The following is a 13,740-nucleotide window of genomic DNA, read 5'->3' on the forward strand; positions in this document are numbered from 1 at the left end:
ACACATCAGGGTGCTCGATTCGTTCGATCGAACGAACCGAGCACCCTGATGAGGCGCGACGCCGACTACGCCGTGTGGCGCCGTCGTCGTACGACCACGGCGGTGGCGCCGCTCAGCAGGAGCAGCACGCTCGCCACGATGAGACCCGCCTGACTCGAGCCGCCCGTGTCGGGCAATTGCGGAACGGCGTCGGAACCGTTCGTCGCCCCAGAGGCTCCAGAATCAGAGCCACCGGTGGACCCGTCGGCGTTGACACCAGCGTCGTCGGCCGCGCCGGCGTCCGACTCAGAGTCAGAGTCCGCAGCCGTAGAAGCCGACCCATCCACTGCAGACGAGTCGTCACCCACGCTGTCGTCGCCGCCGCCGTCAGCACCGGCGCTCGCCTCTGCACCGGCCGTGTCACCCGATGCATCAGTTCCAGCGCCGTCCGAGCCACCGTTGGAATCTGCCTCAGAATCGTCGACAGAACCATCGGAGCCGGCCTCCGCCGAGTCGTCGTCCTCGACGTATTCCTGATCCACGTACGGAATCACAACGGCCTGCTCCGGTCCGAACGAGAGGTAGTCGATGTCGTAGTTCCACCAGCCACTGGCATTCTCCGTGACACGGGCGACACCTCGATCCAACTGCACGTTCGACAATGCCGAGTAGTACCGAATCTCGATCTCGTTGTCGCCATCCTGAAGGTACGGACCGACGTCGACCAGAGGACGCATCCAGTTGACACCACCGGTGGAGAGGTCTTCTCCGACCAGAGGAACCTGCTCACCGAGACCGTTGTCGATCGTCGGCTTGCCGACTCCGCCGACGTCCCGCTTGACCTTCGTCGGATTCGTGCTCACCTCACCGCCAACCTTGGTGCCGTTGATCCACACCTCCATGCTCTCCTCAAAGGAGCGACCGAAGTCGAGATACGCGCCCGTGGCCGAGTCAGCGTCCCAATCGAACGTGGCCTGGTAGTGTCCCACTCCGGAAACCGCCTGGCCAACCTCAGGGATCTCATCCCATGTCGTCAGTTCAGGGAGTTCAACCTCAATTGTCGTGACCTCTGTGGAGGTCTTCCGGTTGATCGTCGTGACTCCGTCGATCGTCTCCGTGCGGACCAGGTCGCCCGTCACTTCGCCTGGCCGCCAAGACTCCACCGCCAGATCCCAGTCGCGGACATCAAAGCGCTCGGGAACCGTGACACTGTCGCGGAACGATCGCCCGTCACTCAGCTCAGTAGTCAACTCGCCGGATTCCGTCGTACGGACTGCAATGCCTCCTTGTACAGGGTAAGCCGAATCACCCGAGGTGTCCGTCACATGCAATTTCGCATCGTCAACCTTTTCGAATGCCATCAGACTAATGTCGTTGTAGTCCAGACTGAAGGGCACAATTGTCTTCCCATCAACCCATCGATAGTCGGCGACCTCGGTCACCTCCCCGGTCCACGCATCGATGATGTAGGGAACAAATGTTCCCTGCATTTCAATATCTGTTGAGATATTATCTCCGGGGTTCGGAGCGTTTCGAACTTCAGGCCTCAGACTTTTGCTCCGATACGAACCGTCGTCATAGTTGTAGGCGTACAGGTACTGATTGCCAGCGTCGTCCACCCTTGTCTGAGTCAGCAGCTGCTGATTCGGCTCCGAATAGCCAGTATACGGATGCACGCCAAGCTCCTGCAGCTTCTCAATGACGTTATCGTTGTATCCACCCGGCTGCGTGCTGAAATAGTCGATGTTATCGTAGACCGTCGCCTGTCGGACAGTAGGCAACCCCTTCAACTCGTTCACAATTTTGGCAAGCGCTCCGTCCTTCCCATCGTTGAACGGGGTACGCGCGGCGGCGTCTTCTAGGATGACGACCTTGAGACCCTTCTTCGCCCAATCGAGGATTCGCTGAGCACTTGCGAAATCGAGCCAGTCCTGATACAATACGATGGCCTTGTATCCGGCCTTTTCGATCGTCTTGGACCCCTCGTCAAAGTACACGTCGTCATCAAAGAGGAATCGCGGACTGAAGTAGTCGTACGTGTAACCGTTGTCCTGCAATTCGGTGGATCGATACTGCACACCCTGATGCGCGAGCTGCCAGTTCATCGCACGGTTGTCACTCCCGGTGCCGCCGCCGTATGCCATCCCGTGCACGAACTTCTGCTGCACGAAGCCGACATCAGATCGCGCCTTGCCAGTCTGCATCAACTGCTGAACTCGTCCCAGGTGGGCATTCAGCTCGTCATATGTTTCCGCGGCAGGGAAGCGGTCTGCCATGAGAGCGAAGCCGCCCCCGAAGCCACCAGTCTCGTATCCGGGCCATTCATATTTCCCGTATCCGTAACCCGCACTCCAAATATGCCAAATCGTCCGCTGAATGCCGGACGCGAACTGCGAGTAGGCGTCTTGAAGTCGCAGCTGTTGTGTCGCATTAGCGCCGAACGTGAGAGCGGTCGTCTCCGACGAGAGGACCTTGTTCTCCAGCTTCGCACCGCCAGTCCAATACCTGAAGATGTCAACCTGGTTGTATTGGTTCCGGTTCTCCGTCTCGGGGTAGTCCACGTCCATCGCGGGCTCCGACATCTCAATCGGCTGCCCGTAGGAGATCTGCGCGCGAGTCTCGATCCCGACAGAGTTGAGCCACGTCTTCAGAGGCTGCAGCATTCGCTCCCGGTACAACTGGGTGAGGACATCCTGATAATCATTCACCACCCGCTGGCGAAGATCCTCGTCACCGTCCAGCCGGTACTTGCCGGCTGTAGCGACCGAATGGTACGGGTTGTTCCACACATTTCCGACCCCGTCGATGAGGAACAGGTACGGCGTAACATCATACCCCTTCCGCTCTTCAAATTGTTCAGCCATGTCTTCAGCCCACCACGTGAATCCACGGCCCGTGCTCATCTCGAGTGAGTCCATGAAGAGCTGGACGTCGCCTTCCAGGATCTTCGCTCGAAGCTCAGGGTCAGCCAGGTAGTGATCCTCCCAGAAGGACTTCAGCGCCTCGACACCACGCTCATCGAAGTAGTTCGTTGCGTAGCTCGGCTCATTCGCCGGGCTTGACGTCTGGTAGGTCCCCTGGGTCCAGAGCGCGAAGATCCGGTAGTCGCCGTCAGTCGGAACGTCCCAGTCAGGGGATTGTTCCCACACCGTCTCGCCCTCTTCGAGCATGGGGGCAAGATCCACGAAGCTTCCTGTGTCAACCGTGTTGTCAGAAACGATCCTGTAGGCATATGCCGTCACGAATGAGGCACCATCGAGCTGCGCATTCGCTGCGGGGGTCGGCAACACGTCGACCGACTCCCCGGCCTGGACGGTTGCGGTGCCGAGGGTGAGGTTCTGCATCGCGGACTGGCTTGTCGGGTCCAGTCCGGGAACATTAGATGTGGACCAATTCGTCCCTGATGTCAGATAGACACCCATGTCCAGATCGAGCAGCTTGTTCATCATCAGGTTCCACTTGTGGGCCCACATCTCTGTGCCGTACCCATAAACCTGATCGGACGCCGCACTGTCGTTTTGCATGCAGAGTTCGACTCCGCGGAAGCCACCATCGTAGAGCGCCTGGATCTCCTCGAGGAGGGTCTCGTCCGTGTGCGATGCGTCGCCGAGCCACCAGCGGACGTCCGTGCTGTAGACCCGGTCGGGGTCGATGTAGTCGTCTTCTAGTTGCTGGGCGAACGCCGACACTGCCGGATCCGCCGCCGGGGGCAACCCAACATCGGACGCGACGTCGTCCGACGTGGCCGGCAAGGCCGCGACCATCGACAATGCCAGCGCTCCCGCAGGCAGCCAAGCCGCTCTCTTCAGAGCGCGACTTCTCACGATATTCATTGATCCACTCTCTCTTCGTCGTCGAAGACCTTCCGGGCACTCCCAGTCCGGCAGCGCCCGATCGTTGCGACTCCAGCGTCGACGCATCCTGCGGTTCGACGCCCTACCTTCGTCCTTTCTCCGTCCTTCCGTTCGCCGTCGGACCTTCGGTGGTCCGACTTCGGCAATTGATACGATTCACTTGACGCCTGGAGACGTGAGCCTCGCGCCGACCTTCGTGGTCGACGCCTCGTCAAGCGATCGATCGTCGTCATTGAATCGATTAAATTTGACGTCTTTCCGAGACTAGCGTGTGGGTTGGGGGGCGTCAAGAGCTGACAGCGCGGCCCGGAACGGCGGAGGAGCGATACCTCCGATCGACTCAGGTCGTCTGCGTCGACTCCCGCACCACGAGCTCGGGGTCGAAGACGACCTGTTCGGGAGGTGATCCCGCGCCCGCGGCATCCTGCAGCAGCAGTTCGACGGCCGTGCGGCCGATGAGGTGGGCGGGCTGCTTGATGGAGGAGAGCGGCACGACGGTGGACTGCACGAAGTCGATGTCGTCGTAGCCGATGAGCGCGACCTCGGTCGGCACTTCCACCTTGGATCGCTGCAGGCCCTGGAGCACCCCGATGGCGAGCAGGTCGTTCGCTGCGAAGATCGCATCGGGCCGGTCGGCCCGGTCGCGGCCGGCGATCGCCTCGCCCGCCTCGCGGCCCTGGTGAACGGTGAGCGCCCTGGTCTCGACCGTCTCGAGGCTCGCCCCGTCGACGGCGGCGACCGCGCGCCGGGCACCACTGAGGCGGTCGATGACCTGCCGGGTCCCCACGGGCCCTCCGACGTAGGCGATGCGTCGACGCCCACCGTCGAGGAGGTGTTCCACGGCGAGCCGGCCCCCGGCGACGTCGTCGACCGCGACGGATGAGAACGTGCGGTCCCCCACCTCCCGGTCGACGAGCACCACGGGCGTGCCGCGCTCGCGGAGCTGTCTCAGCAGCGGCATGTCCTCGGCGACCGGGGTGATGAGCACGCCCCGGACGCGCTGCTGCTCGAACTGCTCGAGATAGAGCGCCTCGCGCTCGGCCTGATCGTCGCTGTTGCCCAGCAGCACGGTGAGGCCGTCCTCGGCGGCCCGCTCCTCCGCCCCGCGGGCGACATCCGTGAAGAACGGGTTCGCGACGTCGAGCACGACCATCGCCAGGGTGCTGCTGCGCCCAGCCCGCAGTTGCCGGGCGGCGTCGTTGCGCACAAAGCCGAGCTCGCCGATCGCCCCCTGCACGCGCTCGACGGTCGCCGGGGCGACCTTCTCGGGCCGGTTGAGCACGTTCGAGACCGTGCCGACCGACACCCCCGCCAAGGCAGCCACATCCCGCACGCTTACGGCCATCGCCATCCTCATCTCGAATCGTTTCACCCGACCAACTGCCGGGAAGGGTAACACCGCGGTCACGGTCCGCGCCGTCGTCTTGACGCCTGCGGATCGATCGTGCAACAGTGTGCTCCATCACTCCATGAAACGATTCATAGAGCGTCTCTCCACGAGACATGGTGTCCATCCGCTAGACAGTGATCAGGATCAATGACGACCACTCCCCCTCCACCGCCGACTCCGGTCCTCGACTTGCAGCAGATCCGCAAGTCGTTCGGCCCGGTCGTCGCGCTGCGCTCCGGTTCGCTCCAAGTCCACGGAGGATCGATCCACGCCCTCGTCGGCGAGAACGGCGCCGGCAAGTCGACCCTCGTCAAGATCGTCGCCGGCCTCTACCAGCGCGACGGCGGCACGTTCTCCTTCCAGGGCGAGGACGTGAACTTCACCTCGACCGCCGAGTCCAAGGGCGCCGGCATCGCGGTGATCTACCAGGAGCCGACCCTGTTCCCCGACCTGAGCGTGACCGAGAACATCTTCATGGGGCGCCAGCCGGTGGGCCGGTTCGGCCGCATCGACCGCGCCGCCATGAGCGCCGAGGTCGCCGAGCTCTTCGACCGGCTCGGCGTCTCGATCGATCCCGAGCGGCCGGCCGAGGGCCTCTCGATCGCCGATCAGCAGGTGATCGAGATCGCCAAGGCCGTCTCCCTCGACGCCTCCCTGCTCATCATGGACGAGCCCACCGCGGCGCTGTCCGGGGTCGAGGTGGAGCGGCTCTTCGCGATCGCCCGCAGCCTGCGCGACGAGGGCCGCGCGCTCGTGTTCATCTCCCACCGCTTCGACGAGATCTTCGCGCTGTGCGACGTCGTGACCGTCATGCGCGACGGCAGCTACATCGCCACCTCCCCGGTCGCCGACACGAGCGTCGACGAACTCGTGCGGCAGATGGTCGGGCGCGAGGTCACCGAGCTCTTCCCCAAACAACCGGCCGCGGTCGGCGAGGAGATCCTCCGGGTCGAGCACCTCACCCGCGCCGGCACCTTCTCCGACATCTCCTTCACCGTGCGGGCCGGCGAGATCGTCAGCCTCGCGGGCCTCGTCGGCGCCGGCCGCAGCGAGGTCGCGCGCGCCGTCTTCGGCGTCGACCCCTACGACTCCGGCACGGTGACGGTCGACGGCACGCGGCTCCCCCCGGGCAATCCGGCCGCCGCGATGGCCCGCGGGCTCGCGCTCGTGCCCGAGGACCGGCGCAAGCAGGGGCTCGTGATCGACGCCTCGGTCGGACGCAACATGACCCTCGCGATCCGCACCGCCCTCGCCCGGTTCGGCCTCATCGCCACCCGCACCGAGAACGCGAGCGCCCGCGACTGGGCCCGCCGACTCGAGGTGAAGTCCAACTCCCTCGACACGGTCGCCGGCACCCTCTCCGGCGGCAACCAGCAGAAGGTCGTGCTGAGCAAGTGGCTCGCCACGAACCCGCGGGTGCTCTTCATCGACGAACCGACCCGGGGCATCGACGTCGGCACGAAGGCCGAGGTGCACCGGCTCCTGTCCGAGCTGGCCGGCACGGGCCTGGCGATCGTCATGATCTCCTCCGAACTCCCCGAGGTGCTCGGCATGGCCGATCGGATCCTCGTCATGCATGAGGGGCGGATCACCGCCGAGATCGACCGCGCGCACGCCACCTCCGAGAACGTCATGTTCGCGGCCACCCACGCGGAAGGAGTGGCCTCATGACCACCGCCACGATCGAGAAGACCACTGTGACCCGCCGGGTCGCCCACGCGGGCCGGGCCCGGGAACTGGGGATCCTGCTCGCGCTGCTCCTGGTGATCGCCGCCGCGACCCTGACGAACCAGAACTTCCTGTTCAGCTCCGACGGCTGGCGCGACCTGCTGCTCACCCCGTCGATCCTCGTGCTCCTGGCCGTGGGCCAGGCGATGGTCATCATCACCCGCAACGTCGACCTCTCGGTCGGATCCGTGCTCGGGCTCTCGGCGTTCCTCACCGGCCGTCTGTTCATCGACCACCCGGGCCTGCCGATCATCGCGGTCGTGCTCATCGCCGTCGCGTTCGGGGCGGCGCTCGGGCTGTTCAACGGCGTGCTGGTCACGTACGCGAAGGTGCCCTCCCTCGTCATCACCCTCGGAACGCTCTACGCCTTCCGCGGCGTCAACGTCATGTGGGCCGGCAGCAGCCGCATCAACGCCTCCGACCTGCCGGAACCGTTCCTCCACCTGGGCACCGGCCGCGTGCTGACCATCCCGATCCTCACGATCATCGCCGTCGCGGTGCTCGTGGTCGCCGCCTGGTACATGAAGAACACCCGAGCGGGCCGCGAGTTCTACGCGATCGGCTCCGACCCCGACGCGGCCGAGCTCTACGGCCTGAACGTACGCCGCCGGGTGCTCACGGTCATGGTGGCCTCCGGCGCACTCGCCGGCCTGGCCGGCGTGCTCTACGCCGCCCGCTACGGCACGGTCTCCTCCGGCGCCGGCTCCGGCTGGGAGCTCGAGGCGGTCGGGGCCGCCGTCATCGGCGGCGTGGCGATCTTCGGCGGCTCCGGCACCGTGCTCGGCGCGGCCATCGGCGCCGTGCTCCTCATGACGATCAACCGCTCCCTGCCCATCCTCGGCATCCCCGACTTCTGGCAGCGCGCCGTCGTCGGTGCCCTGATCATCGGCGCCATCGTGCTCGACCGCGTGCTCGAGCTGCGCCAGAAGCGACAACTGCGCCTCGCCCGAGAAAGGGACGAATCATGACGACCGTGGCCACCGAGGCGCCCCAGGCCCGGATCATCCCCGACCACGCCAGGCCCGCCTGGCAGCGCATGCTCCTCACCCGCGAGATGGCGATCCTCGCCCTGCTCGTGGCGGTCGTGCTCGTCGCCGCCGGCACGGTCCAGGGCTTCTCCCAGCCCATCACCCTGCGCTACCTCCTGCTCGACAACATGCCGATCCTGCTCATCGCGCTGCCGATGACCCTCGTGATCGTCACGGGCGAGATCGACCTGTCGGTGGCCTCCGTCGTCGGGCTCTCGAGCGTGCTCACCGGGGTCCTCGTGCAGGCGGGCATGCCGTTCGGGCTCGCGGCGATCCTCGCCCTCGTCGCGGGCGCCGTGGCCGGGGCGATCAACGGCTTCCTCGTCACGGTCGTCGGCCTTCCCTCCCTCGCGGTCACCATCGGCTCCCTGGCCCTGTTCCGCGGCCTGGCGGTCGGGCTCCTCGGAACCACCGCCGTGACCGACTTCCCCGAGTTCTGGACCGACCTGGCGAAGGCGAACATCGGCTCCACGGACCTGCCCGTGGTCACGCTGCTCTTCCTCGCCCTGCTCGTGGTGTTCGCCGCGGTGCTGCACTTCACCTCCTTCGGCCGGGGCATCTTCGCGATCGGCCTGTCCAAGGAGGGGGCCCACTTCTCCGGGGTGCGCGTGCACCGCACGAAGTTCATCCTGTTCATGCTCACGGGCCTGATCAGCGCCCTCGCGGGCATCTACTACACGCTCCGCTACGGCAGCGCCCGCGGCGACAACGCCACGGGCCTCGAACTCCAGGTCATCGCGGCCGTACTCCTCGGCGGGGTCTCCATCTTCGGGGGCCGGGGCGCGATCCACGGCGTCGTGTTCGGCGTGCTGCTCATCGGCGCCCTCGCCAGCGCACTCCGGCTCGCGAACGTCACCTCCGACGTCATCAACATCATCACCGGACTCCTGCTCGTGGCCTCCGTGGTCTCGACCAGCGTCGCCGCGTGGTTCGGGAGGCTCCGAACCACGTGGCGCAGATCCTCCCGGTCGGACACCTGACCGGCGAACCCGGCGAATCCTCGCCATCCATCACCCAATGAAGGGACACCCCATGAAGAAGATCCGTGCAGGTGCATTCGCCGCGCTCGCCGCATCCGTCGCCCTCGCGCTCGGCGCGTGTTCGAGCGGCACAGGCTCGAACGGCGACGGCGACGGCGCCGGCAATGGCGACGGCGGCGACGGCGGCGGCGACGTCTCGGTCACCTTCCTCCCGAAGAACCTCGGCAACCCCTACTTCGACACCTCCTCCAAGGGCGGCAAGGCGGCCCTCGAGGAGATCGGCGGCACGTTCAACGAGGTCGGCCCGGCCGAGGCCACCCCCGACGCCCAGGTGAGCTACATCAACACCCTCACCCAGCAGGGCGTCGGCGCGATCGCGATCTCCGCGAACGACCCGACCGCCATCTGCGACGCCCTGAACGAGGCGCGCGACGCGGGCGTCAAGGTGGTCACGTTCGACTCCGACACCGACGCCGAGTGCCGCGACCTGTTCATCAACCAGGCCGACGCCGAAGGCATCGCCAAGGTGCAGGTCGACCTCGTGGCCGACCAGATCGGCGGCGCCGGCGACGTGGCGATCCTGTCCGCCTCGGCCAACGCCACGAACCAGAACGCCTGGATCGAGGACATGAAGACCTACGCGGCCTCCGAGTACCCCGACCTGACCATCACCGAGGTCGTCTACGGCGACGACGACGACCAGACGAGCTTCGACAAGACCGCGGCCCTGCTGCAGTCGAACCCGGATCTCAAGGGCATCATCTCCCCCACGACCGTCGGCATCGCCGCGGCCGCCCGCTACCTGAGCACCTCCGAGTACAAGGGCGAGGTCGCACTCACCGGCCTCGGCACGCCGAACCAGATGCGCGACTACGTCGAGGACGGCACCGTGACCGCCTTCGCCCTGTGGAACCCCGAGGACCTCGGCTACCTCACCTCCTACGCCGCCGCGGCGCTCGTGGCGGGCGACATCACCGGCGCCGAGGGTGACACGTTCACCGCCGGCAAGCTCGGCGAGTACACCGTCGGGGCCGACTCCGTCGTGCTCCTCGGCGACCCGTACGTGTTCGACGCCGACAACATCGGCGACTTCGACTTCTAGTCGACCGTGGTCCGGGCCGGGCATCCCCCGGCCCGGACCACCTCATCAGGGAGGCACAGGGGTGGAACGGATCTGCTTCCAGCTGCAGGTCGATCCCGCACGGATCGACGAGTACGTGGACGCCCACCGGCGCGTCCGGGCCGAGATGCTCGAGGCGATCGCCGCGAGCGGACGGCGCAACTACTCCCTGTTTCTGCGTCCCGATGGTCTGCTCGTGGGTTATTACGAGACGGACGACGACGCAGCCTCCCGGGCGGCGCTCGCTGCGGATCCCCGCACGGCCCGATGGGAGGCCGCCATGGCGGGATTCTTCCTCGGCCTCGACGGGCGACCCGACCAGGCCGCCCTCCCCCTGACCGAGATCTTCCATCTCGAGGACCAATTGACAGCCGCGGCCCAGCCGCGCACCGAGAAGTAGAAAGCAGAGGATCGTGACTGCGCTTCCTGAGGCCATCACCAGCCAGCTCGCCGACCAGGCCATCGAACTGCCCTCCTGGGCGTTCGGGAACTCCGGCACCCGGTTCAAGGTGTTCTCCACCGCGGGCACCCCGCGCGACCCGTTCGAGAAGGTGGCCGACGCCGCCGAGGTGCACCGGCACACCGGTCAGGCACCGGCCGTCGCGCTCCACATCCCGTGGGACCGGGTCGACTCCTTCGCCGACCTGCGCGACCACGCCGGCGAGCACGGGGTGCGGATCGGCACGATCAACTCCAACACGTTCCAGCAGGACGAGTACAAGTTCGGCAGCCTCGCCCACGTCGACGCCGGGGTCCGCCAGAAGGCGATCGACCACCACTACGAGTGCATCGACGTCATGGACGTCACGGGCAGCCGCGACCTGAAGGTCTGGCTCGCCGACGGCACGAACTATCCGGGCCAGGGCGATCTGCGCGGCCGCCAGGACCGCCTCGCCGAGTCCCTCGAGGCGATCTACTCCCGCCTCGGCCCCGAGCAGCGGATGGTGCTCGAATACAAGTTCTTCGAGCCGGCGACCTACCACACCGACGTGCCCGACTGGGGCACCTCCTTCGCGCAGGTCTCCGCGCTCGGCGACCGGGCGAAGGTCTGCCTCGACACGGGCCACCACGCCCCCGGCACGAACGTCGAGTTCATCGTCATGCAGCTGCTGCGGCTCGGCAAGCTCGGCGCGTTCGACTTCAACTCCCGCTTCTACGCCGACGACGATCTCATCGTGGGCGCGGCCGACCCGTTCCAGCTCTTCCGCATCCTCGCCGAGGTGATCCGCGGCGGCGGCCTGAACAACCCCGAGGTCACGTTCCTCATCGACCAGTGCCACAACGTCGAGGCGAAGATCGCCGGCGAGATCCGCTCCGTGCTCAACGTGCAGGAGATGACCGCCCGGGCCCTGCTCCTCGACCGCGACGCGCTCGCCGCCGCCGAACGCGACGGCGACGTGCTCACCGCGAACGAGGTCTACATGGACGCCTTCTACACCGACGTGCGCCCCGCGCTCGCGCAGTGGCGCCAGTCCCGGAACCTGCCCGCCGACCCGATGGCCGCCCACCGCGCCTCCGGCTACCAGGAGCGGATCGAGGCCGATCGCATCGGCGGAACCCAGGCGAGCTGGGGCGCCTGAGACCAGCCCAGCCAGACGTCGTCCACAAGCCAAGAAAGCTGAACCATGAACCCCACTGTCGCCGACCTGCTCGCCCGCTCCAACCGGCTGGGCGCCGACCCGAAGAACACGAACTACGCCGGCGGGAACACCTCCGCCAAGGGCACCGAGACCGACCCGGTCACCGGGGAGGGCGTCGACCTCATGTGGGTCAAGGGCTCCGGGGGTGACCTGGGCACCCTGACCGAGCCGGGCCTGTGCGTGCTGCGCCTCGACCGGCTGCGGGCGATGACGGCGGTGTATCCGGGCCTCGAGCGCGAGGACGAGATGGTCGCCGCCTTCGACTACGCCCTGCACGGCAAGGGCGGGGCGGCGCCGAGCATCGACACCGCGATGCACGGCCTCGTCGACGCCGCGCACGTGGACCACCTCCACCCCGACGCCGGGATCGCGATCGCCACCGCCGCCGACGGCGAGGAGCTCACGGCCACGATCTTCGGCGAGAAGGTCGTGTGGGTGCCGTGGCGCCGCCCGGGCTTCCAGCTCGGCCTCGACATCGCCGCGATCAAGGAGGCCAACCCGGCCGCGATCGGCTGCATCCTCGGCGGGCACGGCATCACCGCCTGGGGTGAGACCTCGGGCGAGGCGGAGGCGAACTCGCTGTGGATCATCCGCACGGCGGAGGCCCATATCGCCGAGCACGGCAAGTCAGACCCGTTCGGTGCGGTCGTGCCCGGGTTCGAGGCGCTCGAGCCGGCCGAACGGCGGGCCAAGGCCGCGGCGCTGGCCCCGACGATCCGGGGGCTGGCCTCGCGTGACCTGCGCCAGGTCGGACACTTCACCGATTCGGACGCGGTGCTGGAGTTCATGGCCCGCGAGAAGCTGGCCGATCTCGCGGCGCTGGGTACCTCGTGCCCGGATCACTTCCTGCGCACGAAGGTCAAGCCGCTCGTGCTCGACCTGCCCGCGAACGCGCCCGTGGACGAGGCGATCGCCCGGCTGAAGGAGCTGCACGAGGCCTACCGCGCCGACTACGCGGCCTACTACGACGCGCACGCCGATGCCGACTCCCCCGCGATGCGTGGGGCCGATCCGGCGATCGTGCTCGTGCCGGGGGTGGGCATGTTCTCCTTCGGGCGGAACAAGCAGACCGCCCGGGTCGCGGGCGAGTTCTACCTCAACGCGATCAACGTGATGCGCGGGGCCGAGGCGCTCTCGACGTACGCGCCGATCTCGGATTCCGAGAAGTTCCGGATCGAGTACTGGGCGCTCGAGGAGGCCAAGCTGGCACGCATGCCGGCGCCGAAGTCGCACGCCACCCGGGTCGCATTCGTCACCGGCGCGGCCTCCGGGATCGGGCGGGCTATCGCCACCCGGCTCGCCGCCGAGGGCGCGTGCGTGATCGTCGCGGACCTGGACGAGGCGAAGGCGGTCGCCGTGGCCGCCGAGATCGGCTCGAGTGACGTCGCGATCGGTGTGGGCGTCGACGTCGCCGACGCCGGCGCCATCGCCGAGAGCCTACGGACGGCGGTGCTCGCCTTCGGGGGCGTCGATCTGGTGGTCAACAACGCGGGCCTGTCGCTGTCCAGGCCGCTGCTGGAGACCACCGAGGCCGACTGGGACCGCCAGCACGACGTCATGGCCAAGGGCTCCTTCCTCGTGTCGAAGGCCGCCGCGGCCGTGCTCATCGAGCAGGACCTGGGCGGCGATATCGTCTACATCTCCTCGAAGAACTCGGTGTTCGCCGGGCCGAACAACATCGCCTACTCCGCGGCGAAGGCCGATCAGGCCCACCAGGTGCGCCTGCTCGCGGTCGAACTCGGGGCGTTCGGGATCAAGGTGAACGGGGTCAACCCCGACGGGGTCGTGCAGGGCTCGGGCATCTTCGCCTCCGGATGGGGCGCGAACCGGGCCGCCACGTACGGCATCGAGGAGAAGGACCTGGGCGCGTTCTACGCCCAGCGCACCATCCTCAAGCGGGAGGTGCTGCCCGAGCACATCGCCGGCGCGGTGCACGCGATCACCGGCCCGGACATGACCCACACGACCGGCCTGCACATCCCCGTCGACGCCGGCGTCGCCGCCGCGTTCCTGCGCTGAGC

At 67.0% G+C, this 13,740-nt stretch carries 9 protein-coding genes; 7 read left to right on the forward strand and 2 right to left on the reverse strand.

All coding sequences use genetic code 11. From position 1 onward, the window contains the following. Positions 1-65: 65 nt before the first annotated feature. The gene (locus GCE65_RS11175; RefSeq protein WP_194928681.1) at positions 66-3,812 is read right to left on the reverse strand and encodes a glycosyl hydrolase; all 3,747 of its coding nucleotides are present in this window, start codon (positions 3,810-3,812) and stop codon (positions 66-68) included. 361 nt (positions 3,813-4,173) lie between these two features. Next, complete coding sequence (locus tag GCE65_RS11180; RefSeq protein ID WP_153878447.1) at positions 4,174-5,178, reverse strand: LacI family DNA-binding transcriptional regulator; 1,005 nt, start codon at positions 5,176-5,178, stop codon at positions 4,174-4,176. Positions 5,179-5,370: 192 nt separating this feature from the next. Here GCE65_RS11180 and GCE65_RS11185 point away from each other — a divergent pair, with 192 nt between their 5' ends. From GCE65_RS11185 to GCE65_RS11215, 7 genes are all read left to right on the forward strand, one after another. After that, positions 5,371-6,894, forward strand: coding sequence for a sugar ABC transporter ATP-binding protein (locus GCE65_RS11185; RefSeq protein WP_153878448.1), 1,524 nt, complete (start codon positions 5,371-5,373; stop codon positions 6,892-6,894). Continuing rightward, positions 6,891-7,919: an ABC transporter permease gene (locus GCE65_RS11190; protein WP_152910110.1), complete on the forward strand. Its 1,029-nt coding sequence runs from the start codon at positions 6,891-6,893 to the stop codon at positions 7,917-7,919. The genes GCE65_RS11185 and GCE65_RS11190 overlap by 4 nt, the downstream gene beginning before the upstream one ends. Then, complete coding sequence (locus GCE65_RS11195) at positions 7,916-8,959, forward strand: ABC transporter permease (RefSeq protein WP_152910109.1); 1,044 nt, start codon at positions 7,916-7,918, stop codon at positions 8,957-8,959. Before GCE65_RS11190 ends, GCE65_RS11195 begins: the two co-directional genes overlap by 4 nt. A 52-nt stretch (positions 8,960-9,011) precedes the next feature. Next, a complete protein-coding gene (rhaS, locus tag GCE65_RS11200) occupies positions 9,012-10,061 on the forward strand; it encodes a rhamnose ABC transporter substrate-binding protein (RefSeq protein WP_153878449.1) in 1,050 nt (349 codons plus the stop codon). 61 nt (positions 10,062-10,122) lie between these two features. Beyond that, positions 10,123-10,479, forward strand: coding sequence for an L-rhamnose mutarotase (locus tag GCE65_RS11205; protein ID WP_153878450.1), 357 nt, complete (start codon positions 10,123-10,125; stop codon positions 10,477-10,479). 10 nt (positions 10,480-10,489) lie between these two features. Beyond that, complete coding sequence (rhaI, locus tag GCE65_RS11210) at positions 10,490-11,659, forward strand: L-rhamnose isomerase (RefSeq protein WP_370460227.1); 1,170 nt, start codon at positions 10,490-10,492, stop codon at positions 11,657-11,659. Between the two features lie 45 nt (positions 11,660-11,704). Next, on the forward strand, positions 11,705-13,738 hold the full coding sequence (locus tag GCE65_RS11215; protein ID WP_153878452.1) for a bifunctional aldolase/short-chain dehydrogenase: 2,034 nt from the start codon (positions 11,705-11,707) through the stop codon (positions 13,736-13,738). Positions 13,739-13,740: the final 2 nt, after the last annotated feature.

The sequence above is a fragment of the Pseudactinotalea sp. HY158 genome (genome assembly GCF_009660225.1).
Classification (GTDB): Bacteria; Actinomycetota; Actinomycetes; order Actinomycetales; family Beutenbergiaceae; genus HY158.

Bases quoted from the DNA above. Each gene is read 5' to 3' on its own strand.
- GCE65_RS11175 (WP_194928681.1), bottom strand. From the start codon at position 3,812: ATGAATATCGTGAGAAGTCGCGCTCTGAAGAGAGCGGCTTGGCTGCCT.
- GCE65_RS11180 (WP_153878447.1), bottom strand. From the start codon at position 5,178: ATGGCCGTAAGCGTGCGGGATGTGGCTGCCTTGGCGGGGGTGTCGGTC.
- GCE65_RS11185 (WP_153878448.1), top strand. From the start codon at position 5,371: ATGACGACCACTCCCCCTCCACCGCCGACTCCGGTCCTCGACTTGCAG.
- GCE65_RS11190 (WP_152910110.1), top strand. From the start codon at position 6,891: ATGACCACCGCCACGATCGAGAAGACCACTGTGACCCGCCGGGTCGCC.
- GCE65_RS11195 (WP_152910109.1), top strand. From the start codon at position 7,916: ATGACGACCGTGGCCACCGAGGCGCCCCAGGCCCGGATCATCCCCGAC.
- rhaS (WP_153878449.1), top strand. From the start codon at position 9,012: ATGAAGAAGATCCGTGCAGGTGCATTCGCCGCGCTCGCCGCATCCGTC.
- GCE65_RS11215 (WP_153878452.1), top strand. From the start codon at position 11,705: ATGAACCCCACTGTCGCCGACCTGCTCGCCCGCTCCAACCGGCTGGGC.